The 15716-nt window shown below is 32.9% G+C and carries 18 protein-coding genes; 3 read left to right on the top strand and 15 right to left on the bottom strand.

What is annotated here, in order from left to right; translation table 11 throughout:
* Window positions 1–13 precede the first annotated feature (13 nt).
* Window positions 14–1207 carry a hypothetical protein gene (locus tag MTP08_RS00205; RefSeq protein ID WP_243576542.1) on the top strand — a complete coding sequence of 398 codons (1194 nt, stop codon included), beginning with the start codon at window positions 14–16 and terminating at the stop codon, window positions 1205–1207.
* Window positions 1208–1235: 28 nt separating this feature from the next.
* On the opposite strand, the gene MTP08_RS00200 is transcribed toward MTP08_RS00205, so the two are convergent.
* The 10 genes from MTP08_RS00200 to MTP08_RS00155 form a co-directional block, all read right to left on the bottom strand.
* A complete protein-coding gene (locus tag MTP08_RS00200; RefSeq protein ID WP_243576541.1) occupies window positions 1236–1667 on the bottom strand; it encodes a nucleoside deaminase in 432 nt (143 codons plus the stop codon).
* Window positions 1668–1726: 59 nt separating this feature from the next.
* Window positions 1727–2278, bottom strand: a complete 552-nt coding sequence (locus MTP08_RS00195; RefSeq protein ID WP_243576540.1) for a hypothetical protein — start codon at window positions 2276–2278, stop codon at window positions 1727–1729.
* 156 nt (window positions 2279–2434) lie between these two features.
* Entirely contained in the window at window positions 2435–3061 is a 627-nt protein-coding gene (locus MTP08_RS00190) for an energy transducer TonB (RefSeq protein WP_243576539.1), read from the bottom strand.
* Between the two features lie 50 nt (window positions 3062–3111).
* On the bottom strand, window positions 3112–4032 hold the full coding sequence (locus MTP08_RS00185) for a helix-turn-helix transcriptional regulator (protein WP_243576538.1): 921 nt from the start codon (window positions 4030–4032) through the stop codon (window positions 3112–3114).
* A 146-nt stretch (window positions 4033–4178) separates the two neighbouring features.
* Window positions 4179–4865: an SIR2 family NAD-dependent protein deacylase gene (locus MTP08_RS00180; protein ID WP_243576537.1), complete on the bottom strand. Its 687-nt coding sequence runs from the start codon at window positions 4863–4865 to the stop codon at window positions 4179–4181.
* A complete protein-coding gene (locus tag MTP08_RS00175) occupies window positions 4862–5386 on the bottom strand; it encodes an O-acetyl-ADP-ribose deacetylase (protein ID WP_243576536.1) in 525 nt (174 codons plus the stop codon). Before MTP08_RS00175 ends, MTP08_RS00180 begins: the two co-directional genes overlap by 4 nt.
* Entirely contained in the window at window positions 5370–5795 is a 426-nt protein-coding gene (locus MTP08_RS00170; protein ID WP_243576535.1) for an ADP-ribosylation/crystallin J1, read from the bottom strand. Before MTP08_RS00170 ends, MTP08_RS00175 begins: the two co-directional genes overlap by 17 nt.
* 13 nt (window positions 5796–5808) lie before the next feature.
* Window positions 5809–6717 carry a diacylglycerol kinase catalytic domain-containing protein gene (locus MTP08_RS00165; RefSeq protein ID WP_243576534.1) on the bottom strand — a complete coding sequence of 303 codons (909 nt, stop codon included), beginning with the start codon at window positions 6715–6717 and terminating at the stop codon, window positions 5809–5811.
* A 38-nt stretch (window positions 6718–6755) separates the two neighbouring features.
* On the bottom strand, window positions 6756–7760 hold the full coding sequence (locus MTP08_RS00160) for an SPFH domain-containing protein (protein WP_243576533.1): 1005 nt from the start codon (window positions 7758–7760) through the stop codon (window positions 6756–6758).
* Window positions 7761–7935: 175 nt separating this feature from the next.
* Window positions 7936–8613, bottom strand: a complete 678-nt coding sequence (locus tag MTP08_RS00155; protein ID WP_243576532.1) for an NUDIX hydrolase — start codon at window positions 8611–8613, stop codon at window positions 7936–7938.
* 235 nt (window positions 8614–8848) lie between these two features.
* Here MTP08_RS00155 and MTP08_RS00150 point away from each other — a divergent pair, with 235 nt between their 5' ends.
* Window positions 8849–9991: a hypothetical protein gene (locus tag MTP08_RS00150; protein ID WP_243576531.1), complete on the top strand. Its 1143-nt coding sequence runs from the start codon at window positions 8849–8851 to the stop codon at window positions 9989–9991.
* 82 nt (window positions 9992–10073) lie between these two features.
* Here MTP08_RS00150 and lepA read toward each other — a convergent pair whose 3' ends face one another.
* From lepA to MTP08_RS00125, 5 genes are all read right to left on the bottom strand, one after another.
* On the bottom strand, window positions 10074–11870 hold the full coding sequence (gene lepA, locus MTP08_RS00145; protein ID WP_209388633.1) for a translation elongation factor 4: 1797 nt from the start codon (window positions 11868–11870) through the stop codon (window positions 10074–10076).
* A gap of 82 nt (window positions 11871–11952) precedes the next feature.
* Window positions 11953–12969, bottom strand: coding sequence for a hypothetical protein (locus MTP08_RS00140; RefSeq protein WP_243576530.1), 1017 nt, complete (start codon window positions 12967–12969; stop codon window positions 11953–11955).
* A 93-nt stretch (window positions 12970–13062) separates the two neighbouring features.
* Window positions 13063–13575, bottom strand: coding sequence for a hypothetical protein (locus MTP08_RS00135; protein WP_209388635.1), 513 nt, complete (start codon window positions 13573–13575; stop codon window positions 13063–13065).
* A 6-nt stretch (window positions 13576–13581) separates the two neighbouring features.
* The gene (locus MTP08_RS00130; RefSeq protein WP_243576529.1) at window positions 13582–14208 is read right to left on the bottom strand and encodes a hypothetical protein; all 627 of its coding nucleotides are present in this window, start codon (window positions 14206–14208) and stop codon (window positions 13582–13584) included.
* Window positions 14209–14228: 20 nt separating this feature from the next.
* The gene (locus tag MTP08_RS00125; RefSeq protein WP_243576528.1) at window positions 14229–14780 is read right to left on the bottom strand and encodes an RNA polymerase sigma factor; all 552 of its coding nucleotides are present in this window, start codon (window positions 14778–14780) and stop codon (window positions 14229–14231) included.
* 153 nt (window positions 14781–14933) lie between these two features.
* Here MTP08_RS00125 and MTP08_RS00120 point away from each other — a divergent pair, with 153 nt between their 5' ends.
* Window positions 14934–15686: a Rossmann-like and DUF2520 domain-containing protein gene (locus MTP08_RS00120; RefSeq protein ID WP_243577765.1), complete on the top strand. Its 753-nt coding sequence runs from the start codon at window positions 14934–14936 to the stop codon at window positions 15684–15686.
* Window positions 15687–15716 lie beyond the last annotated feature (30 nt).

Genomic DNA, 15716 nt, shown 5'->3' with positions numbered 1-15716 from the left:
ATTTCTTGGTTTTATGAAATTCAAAATAGTAAGTATTGCCATTTTTCTGTTTAGCATGATTACTTTTTCACAGAAAAAGGAATTAAAACCCTTTACCGAATTTCTGAAAAATAAAAATCTTCCGACTGCTAAAGAATATATTTTAGACCAATATAAAACTAAAGATATTGTAATTATTTCGGAACGGGATCACAGAGATATTACACAATACGAATTGTATACAGAGGTAATTACAGATCCTAAATTTACTGGAAATGTTTACACAGAGGTCGGAAGCTGGAACAATTATAAGAAAATCAACAGTTTTTTATTAAACGCTAAGCTTTCGGATAAAGAAAGAGAGCAAGAACTTTTATCTATTTTCAGAGATTTAGATTATACTGTACTTTGGGAAAAATACAATTATTATTTCCTTCTGAATACTATTTTTCTGGCAAATAAAACCAGAAAAGACAAAGACAAAATTCTTTTATTTCCGCTAGATTTAGAATTCGATTGGAAAAATATAGAATGTAATTCTCAATACAAAATGTTTGATGATTATGCCGAAAATTCTACCATAGACCGCAATATCATCATGGGAAAAAATTTTATCCGTTTTTTTGAATATGCCAAAACAAGAAACCCTGAAAGGAAAAAAGCTTTGGTTATCGAGAATACTTATCACGGGTACATCCGAATCCCAAAATTCCTTCCCTTGCCCAATCAACCGGATATCTACAGTACAGCAGAATATATTTATAAAACTTATCCACAAATAACCACCAATATTTACATCAATTATTTCACTCAAGACTTTCATAACGGACTTAGCAATAATGGGATTTTTGATGCCGCATTTCAATCTGTAGGAAAAGATAATGTAGGTTTTGACCTAAAAAATTCTCCTTTCGGAAACGCTCCTTTTGATCTCTATAATTTCGGTGGCGATTATGAAAAAGTAAAATTTGATTATATTTTCGATGGTATGGTTTTCTATAAACCAGTATCTGAAATGAAATTTGTACTTGGTATTCCTAATGTTTATCCCCCAACATTAGAAAAACAGTTTTATGAAAGAAAAGCAATAACAGACGGAATTTCTTACAGCGAAAGCCTACAACAAAATAAAGAATTGCTAAAAGAAATAAATTCAAAAAAGGAATCTAAACTGCCAGATTCTATCATTCATAAAATAAATTTGCAGATAAATTATTGGCTGAAATAATTTTGTTGAATTTCAAAACGCTGAAAATTCATCTTTTTCCTTTGAAAAACTCTTTTACAATTGCCGAGCATTCATTTTCTAAAATACCGGTAACGATTTCTGTTTTGGGATGAAGCTGAAGATTTTTATTGATAAAACCTCGTTTTTCATCTCTCGCACCAATCACAACTTTTGAAATTTGGGACCAAGATAACGCCCCAGAACACATTACACAAGGTTCTAAAGTAACGTATAAAGTACAGTTTACAAGATATTTTCCGCCTAAAAAGTTGGCAGCAGAAGTTATCGCCTGCATTTCTGCATGAGCTGTAACATCGGTAAGAGTTTCTGTAAGATTATGAGATCGTGCAATGACACGGTTGTTAGAAACCACTATACAGCCCACAGGAACCTCATCTTTCTCAAGGGCAGTTTCTGCCTCCTGCAAAGCCATTTTCATAAAATATTCGTCGGTAAACATAAAAAATAAAGCTTAGTACAAAACTAAGCTTTTCATTATTATTTCAGTAATAGCAAAAATTAAAAACGGTAACCTACTCCGCCCATTATTTTTCCGGTAACTTCTTCAAAATGATAATTGCTGCGGTCTCCAAATCTCCTTGCAATTCCTCCACTGGCTTCAATGACCAGATTATTTCTTAAAACCCACTTTCCTCCTACTCCAAAACCAACGCCTACTGTAGTAAGATTATTTTTGGTAACATGAGTCGAAGTGTAAAACCCTGTAATATTATCGTATTGGTAATGATAATCATCGTAAGAATTTGTAGTTACAGGAATAAAACCTTCAAGAAAAAAACCTGAAGCATATTTTTTACCAAAATACATTCTGTAATATGCAGAAAACTGAGTAAATCTGTCCTCTTTTCTATCAAGATGTACCATTGCGTTTACCCCGATTCCTTTATTCTCCGAAATCAGTCTTTCGTAGGAAACATTTGCCAAAGGAATTGCCACAAGCAAAACAGGATCTGCAACGATGTCGTTCTTTCTTTGGTTTTCGCTAATGTCTTTTGTTTGCGCAGAGCATAATCCGGCGGTAAGGAATAATCCTAAAAGGATTTTTTTCATATATAAATAATTATAGTTTTTATTTGTTTTTAAGTTTTAAATGAGATTTTCAAAAAAACACAATTTAAATCTTATTGAATTTCAATATATTATTGATGAATCTCATCTTACAAATTCGGGTCAAATATAAAAAATAAAACACTACATAATGAAAAATTACTCAAAATTAATAGACAAAGGAAACCTGAATCTGGATCTTACAGGAACGCCATTAATTTGACCAGGAATAAATGTTCCCGATAAAGAATAAAGTGCAATTTCTGCCTGTCTGTTGAATGTAAAATTTTCTCCTTCGGCTTTTACATCACTAACTTTTCCGTCCTTTTCTACCACAAAAGCAACAACCGTTTTAAGTGTCGTACTTTCGGAATAAACACCGTCGCTGTAAAATAAATCTGCTACTTCTTTTCTTAAAGAATTAATACCTCCCGGATAATCTGCTGTTTTTTCTACAATTACGGTAGTTATTTCGTTGCTTTGTTTTACAGAATTTTGAGGATAATCATTAATTTTTTTGAGATCTTCCAAATTTTTCACTTTCAGAAGTGCTCCTACAAGAGCTACATTTTCTATACTGTCCATCTTTTTCATAAAAAACCTAAAGTCATTCTTTACAGCTCGTTTAGAGACAGAATCGGATTCTTTGTCGAACTTTTTACGAAATTCGTTACTGAGCATTCGGCGATGCTGATTGTAGTAGTTCTTAATCATTCTGAATTCTTCATTTTGTTGAGAAAAACAGAATGACGAGAGAAACAGGAGAAATAAAACAATTTTTTTCAAAAAAAATATCTTTGTAAGGGTAAATATACTCAAAAAGAATTTTGTTGTAACTATTGGTCTGTATAAGCTTTCAAAGATTCGGATAAATTATTTTTTATTTGCTGTATTAAAGTTTCAGGCTCCAATACTTTTGCTTCTTTCCCATAAGATAAAATTTCCTGCATAAAATCGTATGTTGGGTGAAGAAAAAATTCAAAATAAATATGTTCCTGAGTTTCCTTAATCTCTTTTTGGGATTGATGCAAAGGAAAACTTCTAATGTATTCTCCCTGATGTCTGCTGCATTGCAAAACAATTTTCTGAGGATTTTGTTCTACAAGATTCATTACTCCAAAAGCATTCTTGAAATGGTCTCTTAAATTGTATTCATACTTTTCCCTGAAATTCTGAGAACCTACCGTAAGATAATTAATCCTGTCTAACCCAAACGATTTCAAAAGCTTATCTTTGGTATCTACAGCGATGAGATACCAACGGTCTTTAGATTCTTTAAGTGCCAAAGGATGAACTTTTCTTGAAGTCATCTTTTTATTTTTAAAATTGTAATGCTCGAAAAGAAGAATTCTTTTATTTCGGATAGCAAAAAAGAGGTCATAAAAATTCTCTATTCCCGTAGCTTTTCTGCTTTCAAAAAAGATAAAATCGGCAAAATCGGGATATACATTCAGTGCATTGCTTATTTGGAAAGACTCTAATAGCTTTTGGTTGTACCCATCCACTTCCATTATAGGGCGACTTTCTATATAATATCTGTTATCTCTTCTCTTTTTATTATGAATGGAAAGACTGAAAAGATCCGATATTTCCCGAATATCTCTCTGAAGAGTCCGCATCGAATAACTTTTTATACCCGCATCCTGAAACTCAAAAGAATTAAGCAAATATTCCTCTATCTGCGAATAAGTAGATGGTGTAGCTTCAAGCTTTTTAATGATGAGTGCATATCTTGTGAGGTAAAAATCTTTCTTCATTACAAAAAGTTTCTTCAACAAATATAAATTCTAAAAGCGACAAAATATGTCGTATTATTCTTTTTCAATTTTTTAATGTCAAAATTCCGGTAAGGGTTCTAGTTTTTTCTGCTTTAAATCATTTAATTTTTCCTGATGTTATAGGTTTAAGCAAGACTTAACAGTTCTTTAAAGAGCAGTTTCATTCCTTGGGTTGCTGTTTCTTTTATCACGACTGCTCTTTGCCCATATCCGAAACCCGTTTCGTTGGGATTAACAACAATTAAAAGGCAATTATCTTTGATGTCATGAAGCAATCCTGCTGCAGGATACACTTGCAGAGAAGTTCCTATAACCAAAAAAATATCTGTTTCTTGTGCCATAATAGTTGCTTCTCTCATTAACGGCACATCTTCTCCGAACCACACGATGAATGGTCGCAGTTGTGCCCCATCTTCTGCATTTTCTCCTAAGTTGATATCAGATTTTTGTTCGTAAATGAGATTTTTATTCTCGCAGGAACAAGATTTGAATAATTCCCCATGAAGATGCAAAATATTTGTTGAACCTGCTCTCTCATGCAAATCATCAATATTCTGAGTGATAATTTGTACATCAAAATATTTCTCCAGTTCTGCCAATAGAAGATGAGCTTCATTAGGTTCCACTTCATGAAGCTGACGACGTCTCTGATTATAAAATTCTAAAACTAAAGCCTTATCTTTTTGCCATCCTTCCGGACTTGCAACATCTGTTATATTATGATTTTCCCAAAGACCATCTCCGTCTCTGAAAGTTTTTATTCCGCTTTCGGCACTAATTCCTGCGCCAGTTAATATGGTTAGTTTTTTCATTTGTTTTTTTGTTCTAATAACTTTTTATAAATCTCTTCATTCTCATCATCAAAACACACGAAAATGATTTTTTCAATTACTTCTGACTTAAAATTTCTTACAGTTTCAATAGCTATTTTTCCAGCCAATTCTTTCGGAAACCTATAAACTCCTGTGCTGATATTCGGAAAAGTAATTGTTTTTACTCCAAGAGTTTCTGCTAATTTCAGAGAATGATTATAACAATCAGCTAAAAGTTTAAAGGTTTTTTCTTCATCATTATTCCAAATTGGACCGACAGTATGAATCACATATTTTGCAGGAAGATTGCCAGCAGAAGTAAAAACCGCTTCTCCAGTTTTGCATTTTCCTTGTCGGTTTCTGATTGCCATACATTGCTCGAGAATTTGTTTTCCTCCTGCACGATGAATGGCTCCATCAACTCCGCCTCCGCCAAGCAAAGAAGAATTTGCGGCGTTTACAATTGCATCAGCATTAATTTTTGTGATGTCGCCTTTTATGATTTCAATTGTTGGTTTCATTTTTTAGTTTTAATAATAATTTTTCCACATCAGTATTTTCGGATCTCTTAAATTCATTTCCGATAAACACTTTCTTGACTTCTATATTTCCTACAATTGCCTGATTAAAAGCTTCCAATTTTTCTGAAGGAATCCATAATTCGTTGTGATTCCTTGCTCCTACATTTTGTGCAGGATATTGATTCACTTCATCTTCCAAAACTTCAAATTCGGTAACAAATCCAAGATAATTTCCTGATTCATCTTTTGTGTTCCATTTTTCTGCAATTTCGGAAGCATAATCTTCATCCAAAACGGGATAGAAAATCGGTTGCCATTCAAATCTTCGAGGGAATTTTTTGTAATTACTTTCAATAATGAAAATCATTTCTTTTTCTCCGACAGGTCTAAATAATGTTTTTGTTTTCATAGTTTTTTTAATATTAATTCATCACCAAAACCGCTTCTTCATCAGACAGTCTTATTTCCGCTGTTGAACCACTGTTGAACTGTAGAAAATCTTGCTCAATTCCATCACTAAAGATAAAACCATTATTTGGCATTAGTGATTCTATCACTAATTTGTTTCCTTTTTTCAGCTTTCCGCCACAAATTTCGGTTTGTGTTCTGATGCTTTTGAAAGGTTCTCTTACGGCAAAATACAAATCGTCCTCTTTTAGTTTGGGGTATTGCAATTTTGTTTCGCCTAAAATTCCGAAAGCCATATTGAAAATTGAACTCAGCCAACCTGTACTTCCTGTTTTTGTAGAAACAATAATCCCGCTGGAAGAATGGGTTTCTTCTTTTCCGTTCAGTATAATTTTATATCTTGCCGAAGAATGAGAAGAAATCCCGATGAACAAATCATTTACTGCCAAAAGTTTTTGCCCGTCATTCAAAACCGCTTCTGCAAACCTCATTTTCTTTGAACTAAACTTTTCGTTTAATACAGAATTTACACCGTTCAGAAAGTTTTTTACCGTAAAAGGAAGCAAAACACCGTCGTATCTTTCTTCATCAGGATTGATTGCCACAATCGGAATATTTTTAGAATATTTTGCTACATTGGCAACCAACCCATCTTGTCCTACCACTACAATTAAATTATTTTCAGAGAAAATATAAGACGGAACAAATTCTTTTTCAATTACTTTATTTTTAATCACTTTTGAAAGCTTTGTCTGAACTTCCAGAAATGACTGATGAAATTTTTCGTGTTCATCCACATATTCCTGAAAATTACCTCCAGAACTTTCGATGTAAAACTTTGCCTGAGCTTTGGTATTGAACCGTTCAATCAAAGACTCGAGTCTAGTTTTATTTTTGATGATTATGGCGTATTCCCTTTTCATTTTTTTGATTTGTGAGATAAAATTTTTGACCTACTCTTTTACTTTTTCAAAACAGTGTCTAATAAATCAGGACTGATATTTAACGTTCCGATTTTGTCCGCATTTTCAGCCAATTCTCTGAAAGCCAAAGCAATATTACTTTTCGCATCCTGATTTCCGCTTAAAGCACTCAAAACTTTCCAGTCGATTTCTTTGTAAGGTTTTAAAGAAGTTTCCAAAATATAACCTTGTGTTTCAGCTTCTTTTCTGTCATTTTCCGTTTTTTGTTCTATAAGCTGTTTTCTTTGATTTTCGACAGAAATATCCGCAGCAATTTTCATCTCTCTCAGAATTCTGTTATTTTCTTCCTGCTGCACTTCGGTTTCCATTCTTTTTTCCTCAATCTGTTTTTGCTTTTCTTCTACTGCAATTTCCGTATTCAGTTCAGATTCTTTAATTCTTCTTTCCTGTTCCACGGCAAAATTTCTTCTTTCATATATTGCTTCATCAGCTTGCTGCTGTAGTTTTTCTCTGGTTTCCGTTTCCAAAGCTCTAGCCATTTCCGGGGTAGTTTGAACAGCGAGAATATTAGCTCCAAGAATTTCAATCCCCATTGTTTTTATGGCTTCAGAATTCATCAATCCTTCCAGAATATTACCTTCAATCTGTTTTGCAGAACGAATGGCATCTTTTAAACTTAATTGATGAATAAAAGACGAAGTTGCAGTCTGAGCAAGATTGATGATTCTCTGATTCAGCTTTTCGATATCATTTTTCTTATAAACTCCAGTCTCGTTTACGGTGAAATCTAAGGTATTTGAAAGTGCTTTCGGATCTGTAATCTTATAACTGATTTGCCCCTGAATTTTCACTGTCTGATAATCGTGCGTGTTTTCATTAAAGATAAAAGGCAGATCATTACTTCCCATCGGAATCGCAACGATGGACGAATTGGGAGCAAAATAAAAGAATGATAAACCTCTTCCTTCTTTTACGATATTTCCATTTTTAAAATGAAGAACGTAAGTCATAGAATCGAATTTAATGTGTCTGAAACCGAACATAGCTTTACAATTTTAAGTTAATATTTGTGTTATATTTACGCTAATTAAAAATGAAACAATTTTCTTATTGCGTTAATTTTACACAAATTTAAAGAATTATAATTCTGTTTTCCAAATTTATTTGCGTTATTTTTACGCTAATTAATTTAAAAATTTGATTTCCAGTAAATTAAAATTATTTGATCTCAAAATAGAAACCTTGTTCTTCCAGTTCCTTATATTTCTGCTGATTGAAAGTAAACAATTTTCCAGGTCTTCCCGTACCTTCTTTTTTAAGAATATTAGTGTCATTCAGGAGTCCATAACTCATTATTTTCTTTCTGAAATTTCTGCGGTCAATCTCTTTTCCAATAATGGTTTTATACAGATTTTCAAGATCAGAAAAGGCAAATTCTTCATTAAGAAGGTTAAAACCAATTGGCTGATATTGGATTTTTGTGCGAAGCCTCTTGAGTGCTGTTTCAATAATTATTTGATGGTCAAAAGCCACTTTCGGAAGCTGATTGATACTGAACCACTGTGCATCATCTGCATCAGAATCTGCAAAAAGTTCATGATAAGAAGGATTTACCAAACCCAAATAAGCAATAGAAACGACGCGATTCCTCGGATCCCGACCAACATTGCCAAAGGTGTAGAGTTGTTCTAAAAAATCAGGTTTTATGCCCGCTTCTTCGTGAAGCTCACGCTTTACCGCATCATCAAGATTTTCATCATCCAAAACCAATCCACCGGGAAGTGCCCAATCACCTTTAAAAGGTTCTATCTTTCTTTTTATCAAAAGAATCTGGAGGTCTTTCTTATCGAAATAGCCAAAAATAACGGCGTCTACAGCCACTTTGATATTCTGCATAGTTTAGTTTGTGTGATGAATACACAAAAATATACTTTTCAGTTATCGAAACAAAAAAATCCACAGAAAATTCTTTGGATTATATTTTAAAATGAATGGAGATAATTAATTATTCAGCTTAATAGATTTAGCAGAATTAGTTTGGTTGCCTGTGCATTAAAGGAAAATTCAGTAAATTATCATAAACCTATTGTGCCTCTTTTATATTTTTTTTACTTTTGAAAAAACACATAAAATGAAAAAAAGACTCACTCTATTATTAGTGACTTTTGCTATTGGTGCATTTGCGCAAAAAGTCAAAACTTATTCAGAATCTGCTAGTAGTTACTTTATAAAATATCCGGAATATGCTTTTTCGTATAAATTTTTAGAGTATAAAACTCAAATTGATATTTCTAATACTAAAATGATCGTAAAATCTGATGGAAAACCCATATCAGAAACGAGTATCAACGAAAATAATTTCACGAAAATAAGAAACGACTCTAAGGAAAGCTACCTCAGAATTGGAAATTTAGAAAAAACTACAAAATCCGGAAGTGGTGTTCTGGATGCGACTGTAAAAATAGGTGATTTAATAGCTGACTCTAAAATGTATAAATCCGGCACTGCATGGGAAAATAAATACCGTATTTCAGTGTTTTTAGAAGTTCCTCTTCATATAACTTTTAAGGATTCGTTTAGCGGAGAATTGGTAAAAGAAGATACCTTAAATATAAAATATGAAAATCTAAACTTTTCGGATAAAGTTTATGCCAGAGATGAAATGCGCAAACTAACGGAAACAGATTTCCCTACGTTATCCGAAGCACAGGAAGCTTCAAAAGCGTACTTTACCAAAGAGGCAAGCAATATTACTATGGCGATTTTCGATGCATTAATTGGACAAAACCAAATAGCAGGATCATGGAACGCTTTCAATGAAAAATACAGCATAACTCTTGATAATACAGGAACTCTTTTCGTTGAATTTTTTAAAGATAAAAAAAATGAAAAATTTGCTGAATACAATACCAAAACAGAACAACTGAAACAATTAGCAAAAGATATTGCATCTATTGCCTATAAAGACAAATACATTCCTAAAGAAAAACTAACGCAGATACAGTCTCTTTCAGACTATTATGAAAACGAAATAAAACTCACAACAAACGAAGATGTATTACTTGCGTTAAAACGAAATCTCTTCATTTCATATTTCATAACCGATGAATTTGAGAAAGCTGCTTTGTTGGTTAATGATATAAAAATCAACCCAAGATTAAATTCGAATATTCCTTTAATAAAAAAATTAGGAGAAGACAAAGCATCGTTTGAAAAGGAAAAAACACACTCTTCAGCAACATATACCAGTAAATTGTTTTATATTTTAAAATAAGTTTTCTTATTTGGTAATGTTTTTCAATAAAAAATCCACAGAAATTTTCTGTGGATTACTTTTTTTTATTGGAATGTTTTTCTTAATCATTCAGCTTAAGAACAGCCATAAATGCCGATTGAGGTACTTCTACTCTACCAATCTGTTTCATTTTTTTCTTACCTTCTTTCTGTTTTTCCAGAAGTTTACGCTTTCTGGAGATATCTCCACCGTAACATTTTGCAGTAACATCTTTTCTTAAAGCCTTGATGGTTTCTCTGGCAATAACTTTGGTACCCAAAGCCGCCTGAACCGCAATATCAAACTGTTGTCTCGGGATTAATTCTCTCAGTTTTTCACACATCTTTTTACCAATATGATAAGCATTAGAATCATGAATTAATGATGATAAAGCATCCACCATATCACCATTAATCAGTATATCCATTTTTACCAATTTGGAAGCACGGAAACCAATCGGATGATAATCAAACGATGCGTAACCTTTAGAAATAGATTTCAGTCGGTCATAGAAATCGAAAACAACCTCTGCCAAAGGCATATTGAAGATCAATTCTACCCTTTCCGAAGTCAGATAACTTTGGTTGACAATTTCGCCACGTTTCTCGATACAAAGCGTCATCACAGCTCCCACAAAATCGGATTTTGTAATGATAGAAGCCTTGATAAATGGCTCTTCTACCCTATCCATAGTGGTAGGATCCATCATTTCGGATGGGTTATTAATCAGTATAACTTCTTCCGGATCTTTCTTTGTAAACCCGTGATAAGAAACGTTGGGTACCGTGGTGATCACATTCATGTTGAACTCTCTATCGAGACGTTCCTGAACGATTTCCATGTGAAGCATTCCTAAAAATCCGCAGCGGAAACCGAAGCCTAAAGCCGCTGAACTTTCTGGCTCGAAAACCAAAGAAGCATCATTCAGTCTTAATTTTTCTAATGAAAATCTCAATTCCTCAAAATCCTCAGAATCAATTGGATAAATCCCTGCAAAAACCATGGGTTTTACTTCTTCAAAACCTTCAATCGGTCCGGCTGCAGGCTTATCAAATGATGTGATGGTATCTCCTACTTTTACTTCTCGGGCATCTTTTATCCCAGAAACCAAGTAACCTACATCGCCACATTCTACGGTTTTCTTTGGAACTTGTTTTAGTTTCAGAGTACCGACTTCATCCGCACCGTATTCTTTTCCGGTAGCGAAGAATTTTATTTTTTCATTTTTAGAAATACTTCCGTTTACTACTTTGAAGTAAGCTTCAATTCCTCTAAATGGGTTATAAACCGAGTCAAAAATCAAAGCCTGAAGTGGCGCATTGGGATCTCCAACCGGTGCTGGAATTCTCTCAACAATCTGTTCCAACAAATGATGAACGCCTTCTCCAGTTTTACCGGAAACTCTTAGAACGTCATCATAATCGCAACCGATAAGATTCATAATTTCGTCGGTTACTTCCTCTGGATTGGCAGAAGGCAAATCTATTTTATTAAGAATAGGAATAATGGTTAAGTCATTTTCTAACGCCAAATACAAATTAGAAATCGTCTGAGCCTGAATACTTTGTGCAGCATCTACGATAAGAAGTGCACCTTCACAAGCAGCGATAGAGCGGGAAACTTCGTAAGAAAAATCGACGTGCCCCGGTGTATCAATTAAGTTTAATATAAATTTTTCTCCTTTATATTCATAATCCATCTGGATGGCGTGAGATTTAATGGTAATCCCACGTTCTTTTTCCAAATCCATATCATCCAGCGTCTGAGATTGTAATTCTCTCTGAGTAACCGTATTAGTATATTCTAAAAGACGGTCTGCCAAAGTAGATTTACCGTGGTCAATATGCGCGATTATGCAAAAATTTCGTATGTTTTTCATTGATGAACGATGTAATTTGCAAAGATAAAAAAAAGAGAGACAATTCGTCTCTCTTAATCTGTAAGCAATGAAATAAATTGATTTATTTATCCTGAAAATCGTATTCTCCCGTTAAAGTATCAATATAAACTTCTTGTTTATCTTCATTTTTCATTTTCTTCTGTTTGGAAGCTTGCTCAATAGAACCGGCTACTGCACCTATTAAGCCAAACATACCGTAAGTACTATTGTAGTCTGCAGGAAAAATCTGTCCTCTATTGGCTATTATATAAAATCCGTTTTCATTTTTATTGATTTCTATAAAGCCTGACATTGTTTTCTTATAAGCTTTGCCATTTTCCACATAAGCAAACATTTTATTGGCAGATATTTTTTCTTTTTTATCGTTTTCTATTTTTATTGCCTTGGTTACTTCGCCTTTATCATTTCTTTCTAATTCAAAATTTCCTTTTAACGGATTTTGATTTAAAAAAGAGTTGAAATCTAAATATATTCCATCCTTGAGTTTGTCACTTTTAAAGGCTTCATATTTGTTTTTTACATACGCTTCATAATCAGAAAGATTACTGAGTAACACTGCATCTTTAGCAGGTTCTAAAGTGTAAGCTTTTTTAATAAACTCTGAAAAAATTACTGGAATATTTTTCACCATTAACTCTGAAACTCGTTTATCCTGAAAAGCAAAAGCTGTATCTTTTTTATACAGAAAACGGTATTTGTCGCCTTCCTTTTGGAATATTTGAGCTGAAAAATCCATATTTCCGTTGGTTTTCTTTCCGTCGCTTTCGCCTGTAGAAAGTTTCAGTTTCTTTAAAATAAGAATCAGTTCATTTTTCCCATCTAAAGTATTCCCTCTGCTAAACCAAGCTTTGAAATCGTTTTCTGGAGTTGTAGAAAAAACCACTTCTTTCATTTCTTTATTTTCATTAAAGGGTAAATTTCCAATCGATTTATCTTGCCTTTGGTCTAAAACATTAAAACCTTTATAAGTAACACCATCAAATCTGGTAATATTTCCTTTAAATTTAATGGCTTCTGTAGATTGAGAAAATGATAAGACAGCCATAAAGCAAAACACGATTTGAAACAATTTCTTCATACTTATTTTTTTTGCAAAAATAAGCTTTTCTTGAAAATTAAACGACCCTCACAATAAATTGCAAGAGTCGTCCAACATTAAAAAAATAAACTATTATGGGTTTTGTTTTTTTTCGGGCATAGTATGTTTTTCGTTATGCGGTTTTCTTTGGTTCATTTTATCTCTCATCATCGCTTCAGAGTTAAATAATTTTAAAACTTTCTGACAAGGAATAACAGTCTGCATTTTTTCCGCATATTTCTTTTTATTGTCTAATAATTTTTGACCTAACTCGAAACTCTGCTGAAGTTTTTGCTTTGCCTCTTCTTCGCTAAGCTTTTCAGGATCAAAATCGGAGTTAAACTGTTTCATTATTTTTTTCTGATTATCCAGATACTCGTTGTAAACCTCGGTAAATTCATCTTTGTCTTTAGGTGCTACATCCAACATATCCAGAACCATTTTATTTCTCAAATCTGTGAGAAGTGCCTTTCTTTCATCTGGAGGAAGACTGTTTATTACCGCCTGTCTTTTCTCGCGGGTCATATTTTTCCAATCATAATTATTGATTTGTGCATTCAGCATCAAACCTGTCATTATAAAAAGTATAAATAATATTTTTTTCATCTTCGTTTAATTAAATAAGTCGAGGTAAACATCCTGACTAGAATTTTTCGCCAATTCTGCAATCTCCGAATTGGAAAGAGACTCAATATATTCATTCATGTGAATCTCATTATTATTAGCTTTTGCTGTTTTTCTAATTTGATTTTCTGATGTGTTCTCCGAAACATGAGAAACGGCAACTTTAGGATTAGATTCGCTTACTGTTTTGATAACTTCATGATCTTCAGCAGCTATATTTGATGTCGCAGTATTGTTGGCAATCTCATTATCCGTTTTAGGAACCTCAACATTCTGAACATAATTTGTTACTGAATCAGTATTTTCAGAAATGTCAGAATTAGAATTAAAAACCCAAGTTGTTCCAAAGATTAAAGCTAAAGAAGCTGCTGCAACATATCCCCAGTTCATTTTGAAAATAGGAGTTTTTCTTTTTTCCGAAATTTTTTCTAAAACATTCTCCTGAACTGTTGAAAATAAATTTTCAGAAACTTTATAAATATTTTTACGCTCCAATTCTTCAAGATCAAAATCTTTCACTCCGCCCAAAACCCTTTCCTGAATATTTTCAAACATATTCTCAGGAACTTTATAAATGTTCTTGCGTTCTAAATTATCTAGATTAAAATCTTTCATTTTTAATGTTTTATCAAAAATTATCTTTCGTAATTTTCTTTAACGTATTCTTCTATTTTTTGCTTGGCATAATGATAGTTTGTCTTAAGCGTTCCTACCGACATATCTACAATTTTCGATATTTCTTCGTACGGCAAATCATCATAATACCTCATCGTAAATACAAGTTTTTGTTTTTCAGGGAGGCTCAGTATAGCTTTCTGCAATAAAATCTGTATTTCTTCGGCATCATCTTCTGTATTATCTGCAATAATATTTTGCATGTAATAGGAAGGATCTTCATCTGTTTTCTGCATTTTTTTCAGTTTATTTATTTGCTGCAAAGCTTCGTTGGTTGCAATTCTGTACAGCCATGTATAAAGCTGACTGTCGTTTTTAAACTGATGAAAATTCTGATATGCTTTGATGAAAGTTTCCTGCAACGTATCCTGAGCAAGATCTCCATCCACTACAATACGTCTAATGTGCCAATATAATCTACTCTGATAAGCATCCATCATCACACGAATCCCTTTATCCAGTGTTCGTGAGTCTTGCATAAGCGCAATTATCTCTGCGTCTTTACTCTTCATGTGATGCTTTCATTGTTTTGATGACAAAAATATTTAAAAGTTAAACTATATATCCAATTTTTATGCTAAATATTTAGAATATAATCATTCATTTTTTTATAAACCTGTCTTTTTACCGTAAAACCAATGAGCCAAATTATCTATCTTTGTGTAATGCAAACAGTTATTATTGGTTCAGGAAACGTTGCGTATCATCTGGCAAAAGCATTGAAGCAAAACGGTATTTCTGTAGCTCAGATTTTTGGCAGAAATGAAAATGACCTTCAAAAGATTTCTACAGAACTACACATCCCTTATTCTTCTGAAAGACTTACAGATGCAGATTTATACATTATTTGTGTAAGCGATCATTCTGTAGAAGAGGTTTCTCGGATGATTACTAAAAAAAATTGTCTAGTTGCCCATACTTCAGGGTCTTTACCTAAAGAAATTCTTAGTGGAGCATATAGAAAATCTAGTTTTTATCCTTTACAGACATTTTCTAAATCTAAAATTTTAAACTACAAAAAAATACCATTCTTTATTGAAACTGAAAATCCCGAAGATCAACAGTTACTTACTGCAATAGCTTCTAAAATTTCGGATAAAGTAATGGAAAGTTCTTACGAAAAAAGGAAATACATACATCTTACTGCTGTTTTTGCCTGCAATTTTACAAATCATCTTTTTTCCAGAGCTAAAGAAATTTCAGATTCTCAGGAAATTCCGTTCGATTATTTTTTACCGCTTATAGATGAAACCGTTCAGAAAATTCATGAAATGGAACCCAAATCTGCCCAAACAGGTCCCGCAGTAAGAAATGATAAAAGAATATTGGAGCTTCATGAAGAATTATTGTCAGACGAAAGCCTCAGTATTTATAAAACTATGAATCTTTCCATTAAAAAAATGTATCATCTCCCATAATATTTTATCTTTGAGAAAAATCACAAAAAA

The organism is Chryseobacterium oryzae (assembly GCF_022811665.1).
GTDB lineage: Bacteria > Bacteroidota > Bacteroidia > Flavobacteriales > Weeksellaceae > Chryseobacterium > Chryseobacterium oryzae.
The sequence above is the reverse complement of the archived record's forward strand: the minus strand, read 5'-3'. Positions and strand labels throughout refer to the sequence as shown.

Coding starts and splice junctions, on each gene's coding strand:
- MTP08_RS00195 (WP_243576540.1), bottom strand. CDS start 2,278: ATGAAAAAAATCCTTTTAGGATTATTCCTTACCGCCGGATTATGCTCT.
- MTP08_RS00200 (WP_243576541.1), bottom strand. CDS start 1,667: ATGTTTACCGACGAATATTTTATGAAAATGGCTTTGCAGGAGGCAGAA.
- MTP08_RS00140 (WP_243576530.1), bottom strand. CDS start 12,969: ATGAAGAAATTGTTTCAAATCGTGTTTTGCTTTATGGCTGTCTTATCA.
- MTP08_RS00175 (WP_243576536.1), bottom strand. CDS start 5,386: ATGAAACCAACAATTGAAATCATAAAAGGCGACATCACAAAAATTAAT.
- MTP08_RS00155 (WP_243576532.1), bottom strand. CDS start 8,613: ATGCAGAATATCAAAGTGGCTGTAGACGCCGTTATTTTTGGCTATTTC.
- MTP08_RS00165 (WP_243576534.1), bottom strand. CDS start 6,717: ATGAAAAGGGAATACGCCATAATCATCAAAAATAAAACTAGACTCGAG.
- MTP08_RS00135 (WP_209388635.1), bottom strand. CDS start 13,575: ATGAAAAAAATATTATTTATACTTTTTATAATGACAGGTTTGATGCTG.
- MTP08_RS00185 (WP_243576538.1), bottom strand. CDS start 4,032: ATGAAGAAAGATTTTTACCTCACAAGATATGCACTCATCATTAAAAAG.
- MTP08_RS00205 (WP_243576542.1), top strand. CDS start 14: ATGAAATTCAAAATAGTAAGTATTGCCATTTTTCTGTTTAGCATGATT.
- MTP08_RS00120 (WP_243577765.1), top strand. CDS start 14,934: ATGCAAACAGTTATTATTGGTTCAGGAAACGTTGCGTATCATCTGGCA.
- lepA (WP_209388633.1), bottom strand. CDS start 11,870: ATGAAAAACATACGAAATTTTTGCATAATCGCGCATATTGACCACGGT.
- MTP08_RS00160 (WP_243576533.1), bottom strand. CDS start 7,760: ATGTTCGGTTTCAGACACATTAAATTCGATTCTATGACTTACGTTCTT.
- MTP08_RS00130 (WP_243576529.1), bottom strand. CDS start 14,208: ATGAAAGATTTTAATCTAGATAATTTAGAACGCAAGAACATTTATAAA.
- MTP08_RS00180 (WP_243576537.1), bottom strand. CDS start 4,865: ATGAAAAAACTAACCATATTAACTGGCGCAGGAATTAGTGCCGAAAGC.
- MTP08_RS00170 (WP_243576535.1), bottom strand. CDS start 5,795: ATGAAAACAAAAACATTATTTAGACCTGTCGGAGAAAAAGAAATGATT.
- MTP08_RS00125 (WP_243576528.1), bottom strand. CDS start 14,780: ATGAAGAGTAAAGACGCAGAGATAATTGCGCTTATGCAAGACTCACGA.
- MTP08_RS00150 (WP_243576531.1), top strand. CDS start 8,849: ATGAAAAAAAGACTCACTCTATTATTAGTGACTTTTGCTATTGGTGCA.